This is a genomic window from Ornithinibacillus salinisoli (assembly GCF_042684965.1).
Classification (GTDB): Bacteria; Bacillota; Bacilli; order Bacillales; family Amphibacillaceae; genus Ornithinibacillus; species Ornithinibacillus salinisoli.
Map to the genome: position 1 here is coordinate 42,770 of NZ_JBHUMI010000009.1, position 23,380 is coordinate 66,149.

Genomic DNA, 23,380 nt, shown 5'->3' on the forward strand with positions numbered 1-23,380 from the left:
AAGTTTCCATATTATGTGTGATGTAAAGAAAAAGCAACACCCAACTATTATTTAAAAGAGGATGTCACTTTAAGTAGGTATCAACCATATGCAATGCTTCTTGGAGTTTTTTACTGTTTTTTTCATACATTTGCTTTACATTTATATTTTCTGTTGCTAATGCAAAAAGCTCTAAATCTGCCTGGCACTTTTTCATTGTTGCTAGAAGGAGTGGCTTTTGTGTTGGACTTGGTACAGCAATTTTATCATCATATAAATCGACTGTTAGCTGTCCATGTGTGTCAACTTGTCCGAGGAAAACATTTTCAATACTAACGTTTAATTTATCTAATTCAGTTTCTAACCAATTTGTATTTAAGGACAGGTTTGCTAGTGGTTCCAGTAATGCTTTTCCATCCATAATAACGGTTTGTGGTTCTCGTTCAGGTGCAAGTTTGATATTCAAATCTTTTGCAGTTAGTGGTTGATTTTCCTTTTTGGGGAGGACTGTTAATTTACCAGTTGGTTCGAGAAGCGCAAACTCGACGTCTGCAACTTTAAATAAATTTTTCTCCCTTAGATTTTCGAGTAAATCGTCCGTTGAATAATGTTCTTTCTTTAAATTATCTTCCATGATTTTTCCGTTTTGAATAACAACGGTGCTTTTTCCTTGAATAAAGTTACGAAAGGATTTGCTTTTTAATGAAATGAGCTCCGCAATATATGGGATAATGAACCAAATAAACATAGCAAGTAAGGCATAATAAATTGGACTATCCAGTGTACTCACGTGGATGGCTACGATCCCACCTAAAACAACACCAGAAATATATTCAAATATATTTAACTGAGATAATTGTTTTGTTCCTAACCATTTAGTCAGCAAAAATAGGATAATTAATAATGAAAATGCTCTGATTATGATCTGAATCCAGTCTGGCATAACCTATTATCCTTTCTATTGTTTATATTGTGGTTCTTCTTGGGATAAAAATATTACTTGTTGATCTAGATCTTGTTTGATTTCTTTAATAATCGCTTCCGCTTTTTTGAAAGCCTCTGCTGCTTCTTTTTCATTGGATTGTAATGCAAGTGTTTCTAAACTGGCTTCAACACTTTTCAAACTGGAATAACTAGCTTTCACTTGGGAACCTACTGTCATACTATTATACCTCCAAATAATAGGGAGTAGGGGAGGGTGTTGGATAACGTTCTCCCACACTATCCCTTTGGTTTAAAGATTAACGCACCGATCATTCCAAAAATAATCGCAGCTGAAATACCAGAGCTTGTGACTTCAAACATTCCTGTTATAACCCCAATCAGTCCATGTTTCTCAGCTTCAGCCATTGCACCATGAACTAAGGAATTACCAAAGCTTGTAATCGGTACAGTTGCTCCAGCTCCAGCGAAATCAATTAAAGGCTCGTATAAACCAAGCCCGTCTAAAATGGCACCAGCTACAACTAAAATACTTAGGGTATGACCTGGTGATAATTTAAAAACATCAAACATAATTTGTCCGATGACACAAATTATGCCACCAACGACAAATGCCCAAAAAAATATCATAATGTATCACTTCCTGATTCGATTGAAACTGCATGGGCAATACAAGGAATGGGATCTTTCTGGTAAATGCTTAGTGGGGAATGTAGTGCACCAGTTGCAACCACTAAAATTCTGTTTAATTCGCCCTTTTTCATTTTGTTAAGAAAATGACCATAGGTTACAACAGCTGAGCATGCTGCACCACTTGCACCAGCTAATACGGGTTGGCCTTCACGATAGATGGTTAGACCACAATCAACATATTTATTTTCATCAATTTCAATACCATTTTTATGAAATAGATCTAAGGAGACTTCTCTCCCGATATGACCCAAATCACCGGTAATAATTAAATCATAGTACGATGCATCAATACCGCGTTCTCGCAAATGTGATGAGATAGTATCTACGGCAGCAGGGGCCATTGCACCACCCATATTAAATGGATCCGTCATGCCCATATCAACTACTTTACCAATAGTTGCCGATGTAACCATTGGTCCAGTCCCTTCTTTAGCGAGGAGAACACAACCTGCGCCTGTAACAGTCCATTGTGCTGTCGGTGGTTTTTGTCCACCATATTCTGTTGGGTATCGAAACTGTTTTTCGGTAGCTGCATTATGGCTAGAAGCTCCACTCAGAATATAATTTGCTCCATTACCATTTATTATCATCGCTGAAAGTGCAAGACTTTCCATGGATGTGGCGCAAGCATTGAATAGACCAAAATAGGGTACTCCTAATGTTTTAGCTGTAAAACTTGTTGGTGTAATTTGATTGATTAAATCGCCACTAATAAAAAAGGAAACCTGTTCCTTTTCAATCTGACTATTCTTGATTGCATGTTGACATGCTTCTTCCATCATCATTTGTTGGGCTTTTTCAAAAGAATCTTGATTTAGCCACATATCCTCATGTAAGATATCGATATCATTTGGGATATTTCCGTTTGCTTCAAATGGACCACCAACAGTACCAGTAGAAATAATAACTGGACTATTTCCAAACAACCAAGTTCGATGTCCCATTAACATTATAATCCACCCCATTGAATCAGGATGGTTTTAATTAACGCTACGATAAATGCGGAAAATACACCAAATAATATAACCGATCCTGCTAATTTAAACATATTACCACCGACACCAAGAACATACCCCTCCGTACGATGTTCAATTGCAGCAGAAATGACCGCATTACCAAAACCAGTTACTGGAACAGCTGAACCTGCACCAGAAAATTGTCCTATCCGATCATAAATTCCAAATCCTGTTAATAACATCGTTATAAATATTAATGTTGCAACGGTAGGATTGCCAACCGTTTGTTCCGTAAAATTAAAAAAATGTATATAAAATGTGGAGATAAGTTGGCCGATAAAACAAATAAATCCACCTACGAAAAAAGCCTTAACACAGTTTTTAACAATAGGTCGTTTTACTTCACGTTTACTTTGAAATGATTGATATTGTTGGGCTGAAGGTGGTAAGTTTTTCTTTTTTTTATCTGCCATTTCATTTCACTCTTTCTTATTATGTTTGTTCTTGTGAAAGATCCATTATTTTTTTTACTTTTTTTTCAAGATCTTTCTTTTTAATGGAGCCTTTTTGGAGTTTCTTTTCTAGTTTTTCAACTTCTAGAATTATTTTTTGATCCGTTGATAATTCCACTTCCATTTTAGGGAATTTTTTCTTCATTTCATCCTTCAATTTTTTTCTTGTGGAAGCTAATTGAAACCTCTCATGGTGTGGTACCTCAATAGTAATTAGCAGTTTTTTTGAGGTATTAACAGCCTTTACAGCAGTTACATTCTTTTTCTGGCTAAGAATATCTTTTGCCTTATTTGCTGGTTGTTGATCAATGTCATTATTAAGATTAGATATCTTCGTAAGTTCGACGGTATTTTTGTCACCATTTGTTCCGTTGTTTGTATCAGTTGTACAACCAACGAGTAGAAATAGTACAACTCCGATAAATAACATTCTTTTTGGATTAGACATATTTTTCACCCAATTCTAATGCATGGTATGGAATAGGGGGGACTTCTCATCCACCCCTACTTTAGTGAAGTAATCGTACGAACTAAAATCCTTTGTATTGTGGTTCTTCTTGTTCAATTTGTTGGACTCTTGGTTCAACGCTCTGTAAGATAGTTTGGGTTTGTTGTGCTGCATTTTCATACATTTGCTTTGCTTGTTTATTTTCTGTTTGTAATGCAAATTGTTCAAAGCTTGCTTGTGCACTTTTTAATCCAGCGATGGTTTGTTTTACCTGAGATGAAACGGTCATTAGTAGATCCTCCTTTAATACCCCTCACTTTTATATTCTTTTAACTAGGGATATTTATACTTACTATATATTTCCTTTATTGGTATATTTAGATGAAAAAAGATGTCCGAATTGGACACCTTAATTTTAACTTTTATTGAAATTTTTATTCTTAACAAATGATGATACTTCGGCCCGTTGTACTTTACTATATTTGCGCATCATTTGTTTTGTCCATGTATCTGATCGTTGGTTATGGGAACGATTTTGATAATATGTTTTTAGTTCTTCATCGAATTTTTTTAGTGATTCAGTTACATCTTGTAATTCGTAGTTATTTTCATGGTAAACAACATCGATCGGTAAACGGGGTTTTTTTTCAGGTTTCTCAGCGGGATAACCAATAGCTAAACCAAATAATGGAATAACGAAATCAGGTAGTTTTAACAGGTCATTTACTCGATGGATATCATTCCTTAAACTACCGAGATAACAAACTCCTAAGTCCATTGATTCCGCAGCAAGAGTTGCATTTTGAGCTGCTAAAGCTGTATCGATGATCGCAACCATAAATTGTTCTGTTGTTTCCATACTTTTTTCAAGTAACTTTTTAACTTCTGAAGAAGCTAATCTGTGGATACGATTTAGATCTGCACAGAAAACAAAGAGATGCCCGTTATCTTTAACATAGGGCTGGCCAGATACTTCACATAATTGTTCTTTTATAGTCTCATTCGTTACACCAATGATAGAATATGCCATAACATAACTAGATGTGGATGCCTGTTGAGCTGCCTGAACAATGATTTTAATTTGGTCTTCGGTTATTTTTTGATCTGTAAATTTTCTGATGGAACGGTGATCAAGTATAGTTTCAATTAATTTGTTCATATGTATACTCCTTCTACTCAAGTTGTGTTTTTAGTAAAATAGTTGTCGTTAGCTTGAGATCTCCTTGCCAACCATCAATCATTTCTTTAGTTGGTTCTACAATGTTCGGTATAGATACTGAAATAGTTTCGTTATCCAGCCAGTCTACAGAAAGAATTGGCCATCTATAATTTAATACATCTACATCGTTTTCATCTAAATTTATTAATTGTATTGGCTTCCATTCCTCAAGGTCCATGACGACAATATTTGCTAATGGAAGGGGAAGGGAAGAGTCTCGTTTAAAGAATAATAATAATTTACTACCATCATTCGATAATTTCGTTTGTGTAATTGTAGCAAGGTCTGCAACAAGGTGACCGGTGTTTTCTTTGTTTTGATCTAATAATAAATAGGAACAATATGTATTATTACAAGAGAATTCAAGCAAGTAAACACTATTCTCATCTTTTTGATGAACTCTTTCTATTGTCATTTCTTCAATTTTTTTATCTCGATCTGATGCAACTTGTAAGTATTGTTGTAATATGGGAACACGACTTAAATTAACCATGATTATCTCATCATTTAAAGGAAATTCAATGAATTCATCAACATCTTCTTTGTCGTTTGTTTGTTTGATTAATTCTGGGGTGGTATTAGGATCTATAGGTGGGGTATCCTTTTTTACAAGGGCGGGTTCATCTTTTGCACAAGCAGAAATGAGTAAGCACATCCATAATAGAACGATTATTCTCTTCATCCTGATCCCTCCTAAAAATTAATGTAATTTCATTATACACTTAATTACAGTGCGGGGAAGCGGACTATGCGAAAAAAACATCACGTTTGGTGATGTTTTGGTTTAGAGTTTTTTTGGATCTTCGATATTTTTTCGGGTGCCATGTGATATATATTCTTCATTGATGTCAGATTCTTGAGGAGAATTATGCACTTTAGCTCTGTTACTAAGTATTAATAGTAAAATCAATAAGATGATCGCAGCTATAAAAATAATTACTGTAATCAATGGGTACACTCCTTTTTGGATGAAATTTGTAAAGTGATTTAATATTTTTTTATTTATCACGCCTAAAATGTAGTGAGGGATGGAGAACCTTCCATTGAATCAATATTTCACTTTATCTTGCCCAAATAAAGGAATATCATTATATGAAAGAGAAGAAGTTTGATAAAATGAAAATAATAATATCAAATAAATAGGGGGTCTTTATTTGAAAACATTCAAATTGCAATCACTACAAATCATCGAGAATGTAGCTGATGAAATAGTAAAGCACCCAGTGCCACTGCATGATGGACTTATTATCAATAGGGAAGATGAGGCAAACCGTTGGTTAATTGAAGCTTATGTAGAAGCTACGTATAAGGATTTTTTTACGGAATTGAGTAATAACAATGAAGAGATAATGGTAGAAGTAGTAATTACAAAAGAAGATAACGCACCAGCTACATTTATCACTTCTATTATTGGTATAAATGATATCGGTGGTCATATTAATGTGCTGTTTTTAGGTAATATTGTTGATAAGCAAAAGAGTAAGATTGAAGAGATGTTAAGTGATTTAATTGACAAAGGGTACCAAGGGGAAGAATTATTAACTACATTTAAGAAGTTAATTTAAAGCTCCTTTGACATCGTTTATTGCAATATTGATGTGAAATGCGAAGTAACCTATCAAAAATTTCTCTGATTACAAACTGTAAATTAATATAACGCTCCTAACACCGCTTCGGAAATACACTTCGCTTTCCGCGGGCGGCTGGTGAGCCTCCTCGTGCTACGCACTGTGGGGTCTCACAGATGCCTTTTCTCCCGCAGGAGTCTTCGTGTATTTCCTACGCTAGTGAAGTAGTAACACTTTTCTTTAAACAAGAAATCAGCATCAGCGGAGGCAGAAAACGAAGACTCCTCGAAAATATAAACCAATTTTCTTCGTGCGATGCAATGCTGCCGTAGCTTTCCTTGGGCCTGCGATTACTCGGCCCACCGAAAACATTTGTCCTGTGGGAACTGCACGTGTCCGAAGACCCCGGAGATGCGCCTGCGTCTTCCAGTTACGCTCCGAAGCATGCTTCCTCGGCGCAAGGGAACGAAGAAGCGTATTCAAGAAGTACCCTGGCCGAGGCCGTGCCCACGGCAAAGTAGACACTGTAAAAGCGACCTAAAGGAGCTTTAACAGATGTCGCACTTGTGCTGTAAGTGAAAGCGAAGTATTCTGACAGAGCGGTTTTGTAGTGCACTATTGTATTAGACTGTGAAAGTAAATCTACGCAAAAGTTATGTCGCAGTCTATATAAATTACTCATTACTAAACTAATCATTACTTAGAAAAGCAATATACTTTTAGAAACCTTTTTTTAACTTGATTATTAATTATTAGCGTTTTCATAGGCGCTTAATAATAGGTCTACAATATGAACAGCTTTCATATTTTCAGTTAGTCCTTCTCTTTCAATTCCGAGTTTCATTTGCAATAAACAGCCTGGGTTAGCTGTTACAATGGTTTTAGCTTTTGTTTTTTTCGTTTGTTCCATTTTATAATCGAGAATTTGCATGGACATTTCTGATTCCACAATATTATAAATACCAGCTGAACCACAGCATCTTCCAGCATCCGTCATCTCAACATAATCTACACCCGTAATCGACTGTAATAATTGACGAGGCTCCATAAATGTCTTTTGCCCATTTTTTAAATGGCAAGAATCTTGGTAAGTAACAATTTGCTTATCTAACTCAAGGTCTAATTTATGAAAATCAAGTTCGATTAATACACTTGTAATGTCTTTAATTTTGTTAGCAAAGTTTACCGCTCGTTCTTTCCAATCAGGTTCACCCTCTAATAAATGACCATAATCAACTAGAAATGCACCACAACCTCCAGCATTTGTAATAATATAATCTACACCTGCATCTTCAAAAGCTTGGATGTTCTTTTTTGCCATTTCTTTTGCTTTATCTCGTTCCCCGCTATGACCATGTAATGCACCACAGCATCCTTGTGTATCCGGAATCACTATTTCACACCCAGCATACTGAAGTAACTTGGTTGTAGCATCATTAGTAGGTAGAAAAATTGTGTCCATTAAACATCCTGAAAAGAAAGCTACTTTTTTCTTCTGTGATGCAAAGGGGGGGAGGTGACTTGGTCGCTTTTTCATTTCTTTTTTCTTTGGTATAGATGGTAAGACTTTCTCCATTGTTCGTAAAGTTTCTGGGAAAAGTTTCATCATCCCTGAACTTCTAGCTACTTTTTGTAGACCAGAACGTTGATAAAAACCTACTAAACTTGTAAAATTAACCATTCTATTATGGTGGGGAAAAAGTTGATCAAATACGATGTGTCTCGTTGCTTTTACGGGAAACGAAAGTTTTTTATTTTGGTAGATAATATCTCTGGCTTGTTCTAATAAACGGCCATAATTAACTCCAGAAGGGCACACCGGTTCACAGGCTCTACATCCTAAACATAAGTCTAATGAACGCTTAACATCTTCATCAGGCTCGAGATCTCCATCCACAACAGCCTTCATCATTGCAATCCTTCCTCGAGGAGAATGTGCTTCATCTTTGCCTGACTCGATATAAGTTGGGCAACTAGGTAAGCAAAAACCGCACCTCATACAATTCAGTAATTCATCATAGTCCATTTTTGTTTTAAAAGCTTCTTGGATATTGTGTTTTTCTCTTGTACTCATCATTTGGTAACGACCACTCTTTTACGTTCTGATTTGGCAAAAATCTTACCAGGGTTCATTATGTTATTTGGATCCAACGCAGTCTTAATCTGCTGCATTGCTTCGATTCCTGCTTTACCGACTTTAAGGTGCAAATAGTCTGATTTCATAGCACCTACACCATGTTCACCTGTAATAGTACCACCAAGTTCTATTGCATATTTGAAAATTTCTTCGAAGGCTTTCTCGACCCGTACAATTTCTGCCTTATTTCGCACGTCCGTTAAACAAGTAGGATGTAGGTTCCCATCTCCTGCATGACCAAATGTACAAATGGTTACATCATATTTCTTTGCTATTTCATCTATTGCTTTAACCATTTTTGCAATTTCTGATCTTGGAACAGTAGCATCCTCCAAAATAGTTGTTGGCTTTAATCGAGCTAAGGCAGAAAGTGCTGCTCTCCTAGCAGTTGTCAGTGCTTCAGCTTCTTCTTCTGTTTTAGCAACAGAAACTTCTACTGCTTTATGTTCACGGCAGATCTTTGCAATTTCATCCATATCCTTTGCTACAACGGATGGGGGTCCGTCCTGTTCAATCAAAAGCACAGCTTTTACTTCTGTTGGTAATCCAATTTGAGCAAAATCCTCAACAACTTGTAATGTAGGTTGATCTAAAAATTCAAGTGTAGCTGGAACGATTCGATTAGCTATTATAGCAGAAACGGATTTAGCAGCAGCATCTAGATCTTGATATAAAGCTAATATCGTTTTTTTCGTTTCAGGTTTAGGTATTAATTTCAGGGTAGCCTCTGTGACGATTCCAAGCGTTCCCTCTGAACCTACAAATAATCTAGTTAAATCATAACCTGCCACATCTTTTGCAAGTTTACCTCCCGTACGAATAATTTCTCCGTTCGGTAACACAATTTCTAATCCTAGTACATAATCACGCGTTACTCCATACTTTAATCCTCTTAGTCCACCAGAGTTTTCATTAATATTTCCACCAATCTGAGATATTTTCATGGAACTCGGATCTGGCGGATAAAACAATCCCCTTGATTCTACAACATCGATAAGGTCTTTCGTTATGATTCCTGGTTGTGTTGTAACTGTTAAGTTTTCTTCATCTAAATCGAGAATTTGATCCATATGTTTAAATAAGAGAACAACCCCACCTTCAACAGGTGTAGTACCAGCACTTAAGTTTGTTCCAGACCCTCTAGGAACAACAGGGATATGGTGTTTATTGCAAAACCTTACAACTTGGGACACTTCATTGGTATTCCTTGGTGATACAACAGCGTCTGGCATGGATTGAAATTGAGGAGTTGCATCATAGGAATAGACTAGTAAACTTGCTTTATTAATATCCAAATTTTCATGACTTACAATTGACCGTAGTTCTTGGATTAATTCTTCACTAAGCATAACCCAACTCCTATTCATTTTTTAATTTATTTTATAAAAAAAAGAGAAGAAATTATATAGATGATTACACAAAAAAAGGATGAAAAAACTGGATTATTTTGTTTTTTCATCCAAATAATATAGTGCAGAGTAAAAAGAGGCGATGGAATAGGTTGCTTTAGGATTTAAATTTGTTAACTTTTCAATTCTTTTTAATCGATAATGAAGTGTATTAATATGAATATGTAATTCTTTGGCTGTATTTTTTAAGTGTAAATTATTTTCCAAGAATACTTTTAATGTGTGTAGTAGTTGGTCCTCCTCTTGTATTGGAGAAATGATACGGTTGATAAATTCTTTCTTTAAATGGTGATCTACATCATCCAAACAAATTTCCAACAATAAATCTTCATAAAAAATAATTGCTTGCGAATTCATAGCTACTCGCAATGCTTTTACGGCATTTTGATAGGAAGATTTGATCACATTAGAATCAACGGTTGAACCTATTCCTATGGATGTTTTAACATGTAAATGTGTACGTGCGTACGTTTGAAAGGATGTTAATTGTGAATGTAAATATAATTTAGATTTACTTTGATCTTTTTCTTCAGTAAGTAATAGTAGTCTATTATTTCCCCACCGAATTAATGTACTATCCAAAGTTAGATCTAACCACCTTTTTAGATCATTAATTTGATGAGATTCAGGGTTATCATGAATATATAATAAAGAACATCGTAATGGAGAAGTATGTTTAATTCCTAATACTTCGGCTCTACTTAAGAAATCAGGAGGTAAAGAATCTAACTGGATCCAATCAAGGAACAATACCTCTAATGCTCTTGATTCCCATTCAGATTCTTGTATATACATACTCTCACGAATTAGTAATTCAGTCATTTTTTTCATTAATGAAGCAAAAGGTGTTATTTCCGTCGGGTTTCCAGTAATTCCGATCACACCGATTACTTTTTGATTAATTGTAATCGGTAAATTTATGCCAGGCTTAATTCCTTGCATCGTTTTTTGATGCTCACGAGTAAGCACAATTACCGAATTTGTTTCTATCGTTTTTTCTGCACCTTCATGAAATTGTCCGATGCGAGAAGCGTCTGTACTTGCAATAATTATTGCTTGAGTATTTACAATAATGATGTTTTCATTAATTAACTTTCTTGCCTCATTAATTATTTTTGAACCAAGTTCTGCAGTTAGTTCCATGCGAAACCTCCTAGGAATAAACATCAGGTTAAAAACTCATGAAAATTTTTAATATTTACATATTGGGCTATAGTCTGCTACATTAATTGTATATGGATTAAGTAATTTTGTCGAAAATAGAGGAATTTATCTCATAGAACTGCTATAATAATAATCAATCTAGCCGATAAAAGAAATAAGTTGGCCATTAAGGAGCATTTTCATGTTATCATCCAATTCATTTTTTCGTTGGATTCAAAATTTGTCTCCAGTTCGAATGATATTCCTTTTCTATTTTCTTGCAGCAGTTATTTCTACTGCGCTCTTATCATTACCAGTAGCTAAACAGGATGGCGTGCATATAGATTTTATAGATACTATATTTACAGCGATTAGTGCGTTAAGTGTTACTGGATTGAGTACTATTACCATTGCTGATTCACTTAGTACAACAGGTATTATTATTTTAGCCACCATCATGCAAATTGGTGCAGTTGGTGTAATGGCAATGGGTACATTTATTTGGATTATTCTCGGAAAGAAAATTGGTTTAAAAGAACGCCGTTTAATTATGACGGATCAGAACCAAACAACATTCGAAGGTATGGTCCGGTTAATAAAACAAATTTTTCTTGTGTTATTATCTATTGAGTTTGTTGCCTTTTTGATTTTAGGTACATATTATTTGCAGTATTTTCCTACTGTGGGGGAAGCATATTTAAATGGCTTTTTTAGTACAATTAGTGCTATTACAAACGGCGGTTTTGATATAACTGGTGCTTCTTTGATGCCATTTAGGAATGATTATTTTGTTCAATTTGTACATATCTTGTTGATTGTTTTCGGTGCAATTGGTTTTCCAGTATTAATAGAGGTAAAAGAGTTTCTATTCTCTAAGTATGACAAGCGAAAGTTTATGCGTTTTAGCTTATTTACCAAATTAACTACTACTACATTTTTGTTTTTGATTGTAATTGGGACCTTATTTATATACTTATTAGATATGGGGAACTTTTTTGCAGGTAAATCGTGGCATGAAGCATTATTTTATGCACTTTTTCAATCGGTAACGACTAGAAGTGGTGGTTTATCAACAATGGATGTAAGTCAATTATCAGAGCAGAATCATCTTTTTATGTCGTTTTTGATGTTTATCGGGGCGTCACCTAGCAGTGCTGGTGGGGGTATTCGAACGACCACATTTGCCTTAGTTGTCATATTTATCATTACGTATGCAAGAGGTGGTAACAGTATACGTATTTTTAGACGAGAAGTATATGAGCAGGATTTAATGAAAGCTGTAACCGTAACACTTATGGCCATCATGACCGCATTTATATCATTATTGCTTATATCCATTGTAGAACCTTTTACATTTACGGAAATTTTATTTGAAGTAACGTCAGCCTTTGGGACAGTCGGGTTATCATTAGGTATAACCGGGGATTTAACTACTTTTAGTAAAATTTTCCTAATGATTTTAATGTTTATTGGTAGAGTGGGGATCATTACTTTTCTACTTATGTTTAAAAATAATAAACATAATGGTAAATTCCGTTATCCGAAAGAAAGAATCATTATTGGGTGATTTTACTTATACAGTTAGGAGATAAGATCTATGACAAAAGGTAAAACAGTTCTACCTATGCATAACCAAATATTATACTCCTTAAAGGAAGCCGTCCTTTTTGTTCAAGATGATGGACAGATAATTGAAGCTAATAGTAATGCTGAAAGAATCTTGAATAACGCTAACATTAACATTCAAGAGCAATCTATTTTCAGCTACCTTGACTTTGATTTATTGACCGATTCCAATGAAGTTCATTTATTAATGGAGCAGAAAAATCAAAAAGGAAGATTACTTGAAGTGAAGTCCATCCAAGTAGCTGAACGTGTTTATTGTTTACTATTACATCCATTATCTATTCAAGATAAAGCAGAAGAAATCAAGCAATATATCAATGAAAACTCTTTTGCTGGAATGGAAGGTATTGTCATGTATGGTGAGAATACTATTTTAGATTGTGATCCGATTTTTGCTAATATGTTCGGTTACAGTATAGATGAAATAAAAGGTATAGAAATTTACAAGTTAATTCATCGTAAAGGTAAATCAATGATAGAGGAAAATTGTTGTAATCTAGAAAACCCTTATGAATTAACTGGTATTAAAAAAGATGGAACGAAATTTTATCTTGAAGTAATTTATTACCCCTATAATAATGAAGGTTCCATTATTCGTGTTGCGAGTGTTAAGGATATTACAGACAAAGTAGTGAATGAAAATCAGATTGAATACATGGCCTATTATGACCAGCTAACCGATTTGCCCAATAGAAACTTTTTCTATAAGGTATTGAAAGAAGCTGTTTCTGAAGCAAGAAAAAGTGGAGAAATCTTGGCTGTATATTTTATTGATTTGGATTACTTTAAGGAGATAAATGACACTCTAGGATACGCATTTGGTGATCAATTACTACAGGCATGTGGAAATCGATTGAAGTCATTTTTAGAAACGAATACATTTATTGCTCGAATGAGTGGGGATGAATTCTTAATATTAAAGCGAGATGCTTCGACAAAAGAAGAAGCAGTAGAACTGGCAGAAAAACTTATAGCTGAATTTGAGAAGCCAATTAAAATAGATGAGTATGAAATTTATACTTCTGTAAGCATAGGAATAAGTGTATATCCAGAAAATGGATCAAATGCAAATGACTTAATTAAACATGCAGACTCTGCCATGTACGTCATAAAAGAGAAACATCGAAATAATTATAATTTATTCGATTCATCCATATCGGAAAACTTTCGAATGCGCCTTACTTTGGAGACAGAGTTAAGAAAGGCGTTAAGAGAGGGGCAATTCGAATTACATTATCAGCCTCAAAAAAGTTTTAGTACTGGAAAAGTAGTTGGATTGGAAGCTTTGCTAAGGTGGAATCATCCTCAAAAAGGCTATATTTCACCATCTGAGTTTATCCCACTCGCAGAGAAAACCGGATTAATTATTGAAATTGGTGACTGGGTGTTGCATGAAGCGTGTAAGCAAAATAAGGCGTGGCAAAACCAAGGATATGATCCGATAACGGTCAGTGTGAATTTATCGGCCAAACAATTTCACCAAAGAAGCTTAGTCGATAAGGTAAAAGACATTCTTAATGACACAGGACTTTCCCCATATTACTTAGAACTGGAAATCACCGAAAGTATGGCGATGTCAAACGAGAATTATATCTTAAAAACATTAAAAGACCTAAGAGACTTAGGAGTACTTGTGTCTATTGATGATTTTGGAACTGGATATTCTTCGTTTAAATATTTAAGTCTATTCCCAATTACAAAGTTGAAAATAGATAAGATGTTTTTGAATAATGAACAACAGGAAAATAAAGCAATTGTTAAATCTATTATCCATATGTCACATTCTTTGAATATGAAAGTAATAGCAGAAGGAGTGGAAACAATGGAACAATTTGCGTTTTTATCTCAAGAACGATGTGATGAAATGCAAGGGTTTTATTTCAGTAAACCATTACCAGCAACACAGTTAACGAAATTTTTTACTGTATAAATGAAAGAGGTCTCGATCATCATGATCGAAACCTCTTTTCATTATTCGTCATAAGTAATATTAATTATTTTCAATTGGTCATTTTCATATCCAATTGTAAAATGATATGTTTTATTTTCTTCAACTAGTTCTTCCTCATCCGGTAACTTCTTTTTAATAGACACTTCCGCAGTTGTGTTTATTTGTTTATTTTCTATCGGTTCACTAGAAATGTTTTCATACTCCAAATCAACAATTTGAATATACCCTTCTCTAAAATTGGAATAGGATGTAGAAGCTTGCATGGAATCACCTAGTAGTGCATAGGCATTTACATAATCTCTAATTAATATACTATCCAAAAAATATTCCACTACATATTTAGCGTCTTCTTTGAATTGTTCTGTATCAAGTGTGTTAATCATATCTTCCGTACTTGCAAAATGCAATTGATCATTTTGCGCTTCATTGGACCACTTTTCGATCTGTGAAAAAACATCGATGACTGGAATACTAAATCCAATTGTACCGTCTTTCGTACCGACAGAATTAATACCAATAACCTTTCCAGTTTCTCTATTCAGCAGAGGTCCGCCACTATTTCCCTGTGTTATTTGTGCTGAAATTTGAAATGCATTGGAATAATTATATCCGTCAACGGAAAAGTTCCGTTCTGTTCCTGATATAATGCCTAGCGTTACCGTGTTTTGGAACCCGTGCGGACTACCTAGTGCAATAACTTCATCTCCAATTTCTGTTTCGTTTTTCGTTTCAACCGGAAGGCCGTTTTCACCTGCAAGTTGTGGTACACGAACAACTGCGATGTCGGTATCTTGTCCAACACCGATAACTGCTGCAGGATAGATTCTTGCGTTCGCTGTACGCACATAAATAACTTCAGCATCCTCAATGACATGTGCATTTGTAATAATATCACCTTTATTATTATAAAGAAATCCAGAGCCAGTTAAGGTACTATACTCATTTTGTGCTTCAATTTGGACAACGTGTTTTTCCGTTTGATAAATTATATTCTTTAGGTTTTGCGGTTGAGAATCTAATTCCACTTTACTAATAATTGGATTACTCACGGAAAGTTCTTGTTTGTCCCAGTTAATATACATATATATAGATATTGTTATTCCTATTAATCCAATCAATATTGTTAGAAGAATAGGTGGATATCGCTTGTGTCGCATGGATAAATCACTCCATTAATAATCTAGATACCAAGTTATTGTATTAACATTTATATCAATCTCATCTAAATTTTTTTCATTTATATCATAATGTGTAAATTCAAATTCACCTGTTTCTTCGGGATATAGCGTGTCTGGAAAAACATATACTTCGTTTGATAAGAACTCTGTTTCTTCGCTTTTAAGAAGGGAGTAGTCAATCAATACGGAGTTAACAGGGTCTGTTGCAATACTTTTTACTTCTCCTTTAACAACGATATTACCTTGTTGGTCATTTTCTATTTCTACTGAAACTAATTCAATTGCATCGTTTTCATTGCTCTCTCTTTCCTCTGCTTCGGCATTGATAGCTTGTTCAATACGTTGCTGCTGTGTCACTTCAAATGATATTTTTTCCTTTTCAATGGTTGTTTTTAAGCTTCCAAGCTTTACAGAATCTGGGGCATATTTAAGTCCGTCTTCCACAATAGTTTGAGCATCTGTAAATTGCTTATTGGATAATTGTTCGCTTGCTTTTGAGAACGTAAAATCAATAATTTGATTACGAATATTTTCGACGATTAGTTCAGCGTCATTTTGTTTTAAAGCGTCTGCTTCCCAGAGCAATGTTTTCAATTCATCAATTGTTGGATTCTGTTCAAGTATGCTTCTTACTTGTTCTATTTTAATTTCATTTCGATAGAAGACTAATTCATCAACTAAGTTGATAACTGCGGATCCATTATAATTTTTTAATGTACTTTCCGCACTGTTCAAAAGTGAAAGCGCATCTTGAAAGTTTTCATCATCTACTTCGTCATTGGCATTTTGAATTGCAGTCTTAACAGCTTTGGCTTGATCCACAAAATTAAGCGCATTTATAGCTTGTGTAAAATTACTTTTATGTTTAATAGCATAGTTAAATAATTCTTTTGCTTCCTCGAAATCTTCATCTACTAATTTTTTTTCTCCCTGTTCATAATAATCTTTCGCCAAAGAGGACTGGTTTTGCAAGAATAAGTAAAAAATACTGATACCAACTACAAATATAATAACTGAGGCAATAGGTATAAACCAAAGTCTATTAAATCTCTTTCTATGTTCTAATCGGTCATCTATATCACCGGGAAGTTTTTTGCCACATGAAATACAATATGATTCCTCTTCTTTAATGCCAGATCCACAATATGGACAATATAGCATTTGATCACCTACTTTATAGTAAATATAAATGATTGCTAGATTAATATATCATAACTAAATACGTTTCACTCTATTTTATCATATTTTCCTTTATTTAGGTGGGGAATCTTGGTATGATAGTATAGGACAGATTAGAATGCTATTCTCGCATGTAACGGGCAGTGGGGATGAAGAAAAACCCCACACTGAATGAAGTTTCACTTTATAATGGGTTAGCTGTCCCTGAATATTCTTTTATAATCTACATAAAGTAAGTCAAGGAGGTGCACTCTCAAATGGATATTTGGGAAGTTTTTGGTATAATTTGTTTTGGGATTTTAGTATTAAATATAGGTTTTTGCATATTTGATAATGAAAAATAGAAATGAAAAAAGGTCCAAACTTTTAACGGAATGTTTGGACCTTCTAAACACAGCTGTTTATCTTGTTCTTTCCATCTCAGAGAAAGGAAAGATAACTAATTCAGATCTTCCAATTATTTCATCTTCTGTAATAAAACCTAGACCATTTCTGCTATCTTTACTGATCGCTCGGTGGTCACCCATAACAAAATAACTATCTTCTGGTATTTCAATTGGACCGAAATTACCCGTATGGTTTATCGCTTCTTCAGTTATGAATGTTTGCTCATATTGCTCATCGTTAATAAACAATTTATGATCCTTAATTTCAATAGTCTCTCCAGGTAATCCTATCACTCTTTTTACATAATTTTTTTGCGGACGTTGAATGATAATGATGTCTCCTCGTGCGGGTTCGCCAATAAAATAAACAATCTTATTAAAGATAACTCGCTCGCCATTTTCCAAGGTAGGATCCATACTATCACCTTCAACGATAGATGTAGCAAACAAAAAGTTTCTTATAATAAAAGCAAGTATAATAGCAATAATAATAGCTTTTATCCATTCGATCCACTCGTTTTTCTTTTTTACTTTTGTCAAAAAAGACATTCCTTTCTTTATTAACACAGCAATTTATAAGCGTTCTTTTCATTCTATTTATCTGTATGATATTATTATACCAACTTTACTGAAATTGCATAATTCTTTAAAAATAAAGGGTGAATCAATTAGATAAATAAATAATATGTTAATTATGTTCATAATCTATGAACTATGCTAAAGTAATATAAATAAATTAAAGGAGGTTTACATTAGCAAAAATATGTATGATACTGACAAGCTCCTAAAGCAAATTGAAATGTTACGTCTCCAAATGACAGATGTTGCACTATCGAAAGGAATTACCAGTTTAGAATCGATAGCTTTAAGCCAAGAATTAGATCGATTGTTGAATATATATAACGAAATGAAAATGAAAGAGTAAACTTCAAACAGAGAATAGCGTAATAGGAGGGGTAGTCACAGATTGGAAATTATTATTGTGTATTGACCCCAACTATTGTATTAGCTTAACGTTTCGGTATGTAAAAAGTCTTCAATTCTGTCTAATCCTTTTCTTAAAGTGGTTAAATCATAAGCATAAGAAAGCCTCATATATCCTTCCCCTAAACGAGAAAAACTACTTCCCGGTACTAAAGCGACTTTCCCTTTTCGTACAAGTTCTAAGCCAAGTTCAAATGAGTTCATCTTATCAATTGGAAACTTTGGTAAAAAATAAAATGCACCCTCTGGTTTGTTAACAGTTAGTCCTATTTTTACCAATCTTTCGTATACGTAATCCCGTCTCTGTTTATATGCTTCACGCATCTCGACTGTGTCCCGCTTCCCATTTACAAGTGCTTCAAGTGCTGCATATTGACTGATGGAAGAAGCACAGGAAACGTTATATTGGTGCACTTTTATCATGTGTTGTGATAGCCATTTTGGAGCAAGTGTATAACCGATTCGAAAGCCTGTCATAGCATGTGATTTCGATAGCCCATTTACAATGATTGTTTTTTCTTTTACTTCATCGAATGATGCAATGGAGGTGTGATTGTGATCGTATACGAGTTCACTGTATATTTCATCTGCGAGGATAAAGATATCTTTATCTTTTAAAACTGAGACAATATCCTGCAACTCGCTTTTAGAAAATGATGCTCCAGTTGGGTTGGAAGGATACGGTAAAACAACACATTTTGTTTTCTCTGTGATCTTTTCTTCTAATTTTGATTTGGTTAATTTAAAGTTATCCTGCGTAGTATCAACATAAATTGACTTAGCACCTGCTAGCGTAATTAATGGCTCATATCCTGGATATATGGGTCCGGGCAATATTACTTCATCACCAGGATTAAGAATGGTTCGACATGTAATATCTATAGCTTGTGATGCACCGGTAGTAACTATTATTTCTGATGCTGGATCATAGCTTACATGATAATTCGCTTCATAGTAAGTTGAAATAGCCTGTCTAAGCGCTAAAATCCCTGGGTTTGGTGTATAGCTTGTCCGATTTTCTATAAGTGCATTATTTGCAGCACGCTTTATATGTTCAGGTGTATAAAAATCAGGTTGCCCAATTGTTAAAGAAATAATATCTGTTTCATCTGAAACCATATTAAAAAATTTTCTGATTCCTGATATCTCAATATGCTGTACTTGTTGATTTAATAGATGTTTCATTTCGTGATCCTCCATATACGCGTTAATACATATTCATGAATATATAATCGTGATTATATGATGAAAAATAATTTCCCATAGTTAATCATAACATATTATAAGAACAAAAATGGAAATAATAGCAGGAGGGATGTGGATCCTCCCTGTTTTTTTGGTAAATTTTAATTTACATGGACTGTACTATTTTTGCCATAGCCCAGCTCTTAATGAATAATCTTTCTTGACTGGAGTTCTTGTGTGCTTTCAGTTTTTTTGGATAATTGAATTAAGATCACAGCGCTAATGATACAAGTCATTCCGATCATTTGCATATAGGTAAACGGCTCATGAAAAATAAAAATCCCGATGAGTGTTGCTACTACGGGTTCAATAGTAGTTAATATAGATGCTTTAGAGGCCTCGGTTTGCTGTAGTCCATATGTATAAATAATATATGCAAAGGCTGTTGGTAAAAATCCTAAACCAAAAGCATATAACAATACGATAGGATCGGTAAGCAAAGATAATTTTTCATGATATGGAAAGAAGGGAATGAGTATGATAGACGCAACTAAAAAAGTGAATGTAGTAACAGATAAGCTCGTGTATTTTTTTAGTGCAAATTTACTAAAAATACTATATAAAGCATATCCAATACCAGAACCAAGTCCAAATAAAATACTACCTAATTGAAGTGCATCTAAATTTAAAGGAATAAGTCCAACTACAAAACACGTTCCAATTAATGTAATCAATAAAGACGTTATCTTTACTTTTGTTAACTGCTCTTTAAATAAAACGAAAGATAATATGGTAACAAAAGCTGGAGCAGTATATAAAAGTGCAGTTGCAACAGGAATAGTCGAAAGTTCTATTGCGGTAAACATACAATAATTAAAAAAGATAATACTTAAAATACCTGTACCTAAAAAATATTTAATATCTGAAAGGGTTGTAAGCTTTAGTTTTTTTGGTGATACAATTAGTAAATAACCTATTAATAGAATCGTAGAAGTCCAAGATCTAAGCGTTACTACCTCCATCGGTGTAAAGCCGAAAGCATATAAATTTTTTACATACCATCCAATAGTGCCCCAAAGAGCAGCACCTACTATAATAAATAGAAAAGCTTTATTCAATGTACTTCACTACCTTTCTAAAAAAACAATAACACACATTATACCAAAATATTAAAAGATTTGATTAATGTATAAATTTCTGTCAAAAAGTTTATGATGAAAGTAAAGTTTATGAAAGGAAGATGTTAGTACCAGTGTATACAAATGTATTTATCATAAAAATGGCACATATAAGATCATTGGGTTTAACAGAAGAAATATTTTTTTCGATTCTCATTATATTGGGGATAGTAGGGAGTTATTTCCTAGTGCGTCCAATTATATCTTTTCTTATTGCATTACATTCTACAAGATTACTTAGCTATTTCATAAGTAGTCTCGTATTCATTGTAATATTTTTTGCAGTAGTATTATTAATAGGAGAAATCCAATTACTAACGTTCCAACTATTCAAATTTGCTCTGCAGTCATTAGCTGTATTTGGAGGAACCTTGCTCATCATCCATGTATTTAAACAATTTACAAACAAGCGTGCATAAAAAAAGCGCACAGTCGTACGCTTTTTTTTGAATAGAGGAGAAGCAGTCCTTTCATCTTCCAATACCAGATTGTTTGGTGTTAACGAAAGGTTTTTTTGGGTGGCCATTCCATTTTCCCTAAAGATGAGGGTGTAAAATAGGAAGAAGTGTATTCTTTTGGTTTTGAGCGTGTTTTTTTAGGTTGCCAATTTATATACTGATAGATGATTCGCTTCGCCTGGGATAAAGACATTTTAGTTTGAGGGTTGCGATAGTTCTGATCGAGAGAACCTAAATGCTCTAGTTCCTTGAAGTCTTCCTTGGCTGGAGGAATATGAAAGTAATATTGATCTACCTTGACAAGTAACGTTGAGTGTTGATTACTGAATTTAGGGTGATCAGAAAAGTGAAGACCAATTTTTTCTGCTCGTTTTTCTTCTAGAAGACGTTTAATGGATTCTTTCTTAATGAAATATAAATGAGCTGGTTCGGGAGCCGTCTTGGCATGCCTATTTATCGTATAAATTGCTTTTGCTAAGTCAATTAGTGGGATATCCTGTTTATTGTGCACGATATTTACCTCCTTTCCATCAGTTTTTTACTTGACTCTATACTAACCGAAAGCTTGTCCACTTTCAAGAACAATAGGTGCAAACTTTTGATTATGTGATAGATTTTTTCTCATGAAAAAAGGAGCATTCACGATGCTCCTTTATCTCATACTTTCAATGTCATTGACAATTTCATCTATTTGTTCTTCCTGTAATAAATATCCGTTATATTTTTTTACAGCCTTTCCTTCTGGGGAAACGAGAAAAAAACTAATACCATGTACGATATCGGTATCCGTTAATTGATCGGCTTGTGTTTTAAACGAATCCCTTGCGAACTGTTCAATTGTTTCAAATTCATATCCAGTTAAAAAGGTCCAGTGATCAAATGTAATTCCACGTACCTCTCCATATTCCTTCAATACTTCAGGCGAATCTTTCTCAGGATCGACACTAAACGATACAAATTCTATATCGTCGATTCCTTCCTCTTGTAAAGCACGTTCAACTTTTTGTTTGTTGTACGTCATTTGTGGACATTCTTCATCACAGGAAGTAAAAATGAAATCAGCAATCCATATTTTTCCCTCAAAATCACTTTTACTAACTTCTTCACCATCTTGATTAGTAAAAGTAAAGTCATCAATTTCATAAGAGAATGCTGGTTCAAACTTCTCACCACATCCGCTAACAATCAAAAAGAGAAAAATAGTTGTCGTTGCTAAAATAAATCTGTTAATCATATGTATTTCCTCCATTATAGTTTCGGTAATAGTGTAGCATGTTTATAGGAAGAATACGATGAATAAATTAGTACAATTATTAGGAGTTGAACATTATTCATTTTTCAAGGTGAATTCATGTATTTCTGGTTTACATAAAAATCGGTAAGGCACCCTTGTTGTTCCAATTCCCCTGCTTACATATAATGTTAGGTTACTAGAATCAATTTTATAGGTACCTTCAACATATTTTTCAGCATAAGCCGGAGTGTAAAGATGTCCTATTAATGGAAGGCGCACTTGTCCACCATGGCTATGTCCTGATAATTGCACATCAATAGGGTACTCTTTTGCTAAATCAGCAAAATCCGGCTCATGAGCCAAGAGTATAGTAAATAGATCTGGATTAACCTTTTGTAGCGTCTTATTTAAGTCAGGGGTACCAAGCATTACATCATCAATTCCTGCCATTACTATCCGATCATTATTTAATTCAATAAGTTTATGATTGTTTTTCAATAAATGAAAATTAGCTTGATCCATCACATTCTTTACAATATCTGTACCATAACCACCATGATCATGATTGCCGTACACCCAAAATTTACCATATCGAGCGTGTAAAGAATGTAGTAAATCAGTAATCCTATTATTCCATTTATATTTATTCGGTTCATCTACTAAATCTCCAGTGAATACAATTATATCTGGATTCATTTTATTTATTTTTTGTACTAAATCGGCAAATTGTTCTAGTGTATATTGAAAACCAATGTGCGTATCGGTTATTTGGATAATTTTAAAGTTATTAAAAGTGCTGGGGATAGCACTTGAGATGATTTCTTCTTTATGAATTTTAAGAGACTTAGGCTCAATGTCCCTTGCATAATAATAAGTCCCGCCACCTAGCCCTATAACAGCCAAAGTGCTTCCTAATATTTTTTTGAGAAAAGAACGTCTATTCATATTGCCAACCTTTCTTGCATCATTCATTACTAAAATTATAGCATGAATAGGAGCGAGATTAATATAAATA

The 23,380-nt window shown here is 34.1% G+C and carries 26 protein-coding genes; 5 read left to right on the forward strand and 21 right to left on the reverse strand.

The annotated features are described in order from the left end of the window. Nucleotides 1-64 precede the first annotated feature (64 nt). The 10 genes from ACFSTA_RS05085 to ACFSTA_RS05130 all read right to left on the reverse strand — a co-directional run bounded on the left by ACFSTA_RS05085 (nt 65) and on the right by ACFSTA_RS05130 (nt 5,698). Nucleotides 65-922, reverse strand: a complete 858-nt coding sequence (locus ACFSTA_RS05085; protein WP_377555487.1) for a DUF421 domain-containing protein — start codon at nt 920-922, stop codon at nt 65-67. A 15-nt stretch (nt 923-937) separates the two neighbouring features. After that, nucleotides 938-1,141: a DUF1657 domain-containing protein gene (locus ACFSTA_RS05090; RefSeq protein WP_377555488.1), complete on the reverse strand. Its 204-nt coding sequence runs from the start codon at nt 1,139-1,141 to the stop codon at nt 938-940. 59 nt (nt 1,142-1,200) lie between these two features. Then, nucleotides 1,201-1,551: a stage V sporulation protein AE gene (gene spoVAE, locus ACFSTA_RS05095; protein WP_377555489.1), complete on the reverse strand. Its 351-nt coding sequence runs from the start codon at nt 1,549-1,551 to the stop codon at nt 1,201-1,203. Next, on the reverse strand, nt 1,548-2,564 hold the full coding sequence (gene spoVAD / locus ACFSTA_RS05100) for a stage V sporulation protein AD (RefSeq protein WP_377555490.1): 1,017 nt from the start codon (nt 2,562-2,564) through the stop codon (nt 1,548-1,550). Before spoVAD ends, spoVAE begins: the two co-directional genes overlap by 4 nt. After that, nucleotides 2,564-3,043, reverse strand: coding sequence for a stage V sporulation protein AC (gene spoVAC, locus ACFSTA_RS05105; protein WP_377555491.1), 480 nt, complete (start codon nt 3,041-3,043; stop codon nt 2,564-2,566). Before spoVAC ends, spoVAD begins: the two co-directional genes overlap by 1 nt. A gap of 19 nt (nt 3,044-3,062) precedes the next feature. Then, on the reverse strand, nt 3,063-3,530 hold the full coding sequence (locus ACFSTA_RS05110; RefSeq protein WP_377555492.1) for a hypothetical protein: 468 nt from the start codon (nt 3,528-3,530) through the stop codon (nt 3,063-3,065). Between the two features lie 82 nt (nt 3,531-3,612). Next, entirely contained in the window at nt 3,613-3,819 is a 207-nt protein-coding gene (locus tag ACFSTA_RS05115; protein WP_377555493.1) for a DUF1657 domain-containing protein, read from the reverse strand. 126 nt (nt 3,820-3,945) lie between these two features. Beyond that, nucleotides 3,946-4,689, reverse strand: a complete 744-nt coding sequence (nfsA, locus tag ACFSTA_RS05120) for an oxygen-insensitive NADPH nitroreductase (RefSeq protein ID WP_377555494.1) — start codon at nt 4,687-4,689, stop codon at nt 3,946-3,948. 13 nt (nt 4,690-4,702) lie between these two features. Continuing rightward, nucleotides 4,703-5,431, reverse strand: a complete 729-nt coding sequence (locus ACFSTA_RS05125; RefSeq protein ID WP_377555495.1) for a hypothetical protein — start codon at nt 5,429-5,431, stop codon at nt 4,703-4,705. A 102-nt stretch (nt 5,432-5,533) separates the two neighbouring features. Then, nucleotides 5,534-5,698, reverse strand: coding sequence for a hypothetical protein (locus tag ACFSTA_RS05130; RefSeq protein WP_377555496.1), 165 nt, complete (start codon nt 5,696-5,698; stop codon nt 5,534-5,536). A gap of 205 nt (nt 5,699-5,903) precedes the next feature. Between ACFSTA_RS05130 and ACFSTA_RS05135 the strand changes: the two genes are divergently transcribed. After that, a complete protein-coding gene (locus ACFSTA_RS05135; protein WP_377555497.1) occupies nt 5,904-6,314 on the forward strand; it encodes a YwpF-like family protein in 411 nt (136 codons plus the stop codon). 748 nt (nt 6,315-7,062) lie between these two features. Here the strand turns inward: ACFSTA_RS05135 and ACFSTA_RS05140 are convergent. The 3 genes from ACFSTA_RS05140 to ACFSTA_RS05150 form a co-directional block, all read right to left on the reverse strand. Continuing rightward, nucleotides 7,063-8,391, reverse strand: a complete 1,329-nt coding sequence (locus ACFSTA_RS05140) for a (Fe-S)-binding protein (protein WP_377555760.1) — start codon at nt 8,389-8,391, stop codon at nt 7,063-7,065. Further along, nucleotides 8,391-9,803: a glycolate oxidase subunit GlcD gene (gene glcD / locus ACFSTA_RS05145; RefSeq protein WP_377555498.1), complete on the reverse strand. Its 1,413-nt coding sequence runs from the start codon at nt 9,801-9,803 to the stop codon at nt 8,391-8,393. The genes ACFSTA_RS05140 and glcD overlap by 1 nt, the downstream gene beginning before the upstream one ends. A 93-nt stretch (nt 9,804-9,896) precedes the next feature. Continuing rightward, nucleotides 9,897-11,006 carry a CdaR family transcriptional regulator gene (locus ACFSTA_RS05150; RefSeq protein ID WP_377555499.1) on the reverse strand — a complete coding sequence of 370 codons (1,110 nt, stop codon included), beginning with the start codon at nt 11,004-11,006 and terminating at the stop codon, nt 9,897-9,899. Nucleotides 11,007-11,208: 202 nt separating this feature from the next. On the opposite strand from ACFSTA_RS05150, the gene ACFSTA_RS05155 reads away from it, so the two are divergent. Both ACFSTA_RS05155 and ACFSTA_RS05160 read left to right on the forward strand, forming a co-directional pair. Beyond that, nucleotides 11,209-12,573, forward strand: coding sequence for a TrkH family potassium uptake protein (locus ACFSTA_RS05155; protein ID WP_377555501.1), 1,365 nt, complete (start codon nt 11,209-11,211; stop codon nt 12,571-12,573). A gap of 30 nt (nt 12,574-12,603) precedes the next feature. Further along, nucleotides 12,604-14,562 carry an EAL domain-containing protein gene (locus ACFSTA_RS05160; RefSeq protein WP_377555502.1) on the forward strand — a complete coding sequence of 653 codons (1,959 nt, stop codon included), beginning with the start codon at nt 12,604-12,606 and terminating at the stop codon, nt 14,560-14,562. Nucleotides 14,563-14,603: 41 nt separating this feature from the next. On the opposite strand, the gene ACFSTA_RS05165 is transcribed toward ACFSTA_RS05160, so the two are convergent. The 3 genes from ACFSTA_RS05165 to lepB form a co-directional block, all read right to left on the reverse strand. Beyond that, entirely contained in the window at nt 14,604-15,740 is a 1,137-nt protein-coding gene (locus tag ACFSTA_RS05165; protein ID WP_377555503.1) for a S1C family serine protease, read from the reverse strand. A 15-nt stretch (nt 15,741-15,755) separates the two neighbouring features. After that, the gene (locus tag ACFSTA_RS05170; RefSeq protein ID WP_377555504.1) at nt 15,756-16,922 is read right to left on the reverse strand and encodes a zinc ribbon domain-containing protein; all 1,167 of its coding nucleotides are present in this window, start codon (nt 16,920-16,922) and stop codon (nt 15,756-15,758) included. Nucleotides 16,923-17,341: 419 nt separating this feature from the next. Next, nucleotides 17,342-17,866, reverse strand: coding sequence for a signal peptidase I (gene lepB / locus ACFSTA_RS05175; protein ID WP_377555505.1), 525 nt, complete (start codon nt 17,864-17,866; stop codon nt 17,342-17,344). Between the two features lie 223 nt (nt 17,867-18,089). Between lepB and ACFSTA_RS05180 the strand changes: the two genes are divergently transcribed. Beyond that, nucleotides 18,090-18,251 carry a Spo0E family sporulation regulatory protein-aspartic acid phosphatase gene (locus ACFSTA_RS05180; protein WP_377555506.1) on the forward strand — a complete coding sequence of 54 codons (162 nt, stop codon included), beginning with the start codon at nt 18,090-18,092 and terminating at the stop codon, nt 18,249-18,251. Between the two features lie 80 nt (nt 18,252-18,331). Here the strand turns inward: ACFSTA_RS05180 and ACFSTA_RS05185 are convergent, their stop codons facing one another. Both ACFSTA_RS05185 and ACFSTA_RS05190 read right to left on the reverse strand, forming a co-directional pair. Then, nucleotides 18,332-19,495, reverse strand: a complete 1,164-nt coding sequence (locus ACFSTA_RS05185; RefSeq protein ID WP_377555507.1) for an aminotransferase A — start codon at nt 19,493-19,495, stop codon at nt 18,332-18,334. 203 nt (nt 19,496-19,698) lie between these two features. Next, the gene (locus ACFSTA_RS05190) at nt 19,699-20,613 is read right to left on the reverse strand and encodes a DMT family transporter (RefSeq protein WP_377555508.1); all 915 of its coding nucleotides are present in this window, start codon (nt 20,611-20,613) and stop codon (nt 19,699-19,701) included. Between the two features lie 248 nt (nt 20,614-20,861). On the opposite strand from ACFSTA_RS05190, the gene ACFSTA_RS05195 reads away from it, so the two are divergent. Next, on the forward strand, nt 20,862-21,092 hold the full coding sequence (locus ACFSTA_RS05195) for a hypothetical protein (protein ID WP_377555509.1): 231 nt from the start codon (nt 20,862-20,864) through the stop codon (nt 21,090-21,092). 79 nt (nt 21,093-21,171) lie between these two features. Here the strand turns inward: ACFSTA_RS05195 and ACFSTA_RS05200 are convergent, their stop codons facing one another. The 3 genes from ACFSTA_RS05200 to ACFSTA_RS05210 all read right to left on the reverse strand — a co-directional run bounded on the left by ACFSTA_RS05200 (nt 21,172) and on the right by ACFSTA_RS05210 (nt 23,310). Further along, the gene (locus ACFSTA_RS05200; protein ID WP_377555511.1) at nt 21,172-21,642 is read right to left on the reverse strand and encodes a YkyB family protein; all 471 of its coding nucleotides are present in this window, start codon (nt 21,640-21,642) and stop codon (nt 21,172-21,174) included. A 141-nt stretch (nt 21,643-21,783) separates the two neighbouring features. Continuing rightward, nucleotides 21,784-22,365 (reverse strand): SCO family protein, encoded by a 582-nt coding sequence (locus ACFSTA_RS05205; RefSeq protein WP_377555512.1) that lies wholly within the window; start codon nt 22,363-22,365, stop codon nt 21,784-21,786. Nucleotides 22,366-22,458: 93 nt separating this feature from the next. Then, nucleotides 22,459-23,310 carry a metallophosphoesterase gene (locus tag ACFSTA_RS05210; RefSeq protein WP_377555514.1) on the reverse strand — a complete coding sequence of 284 codons (852 nt, stop codon included), beginning with the start codon at nt 23,308-23,310 and terminating at the stop codon, nt 22,459-22,461. Between the last annotated feature and the right edge of the window lie 70 nt (nt 23,311-23,380).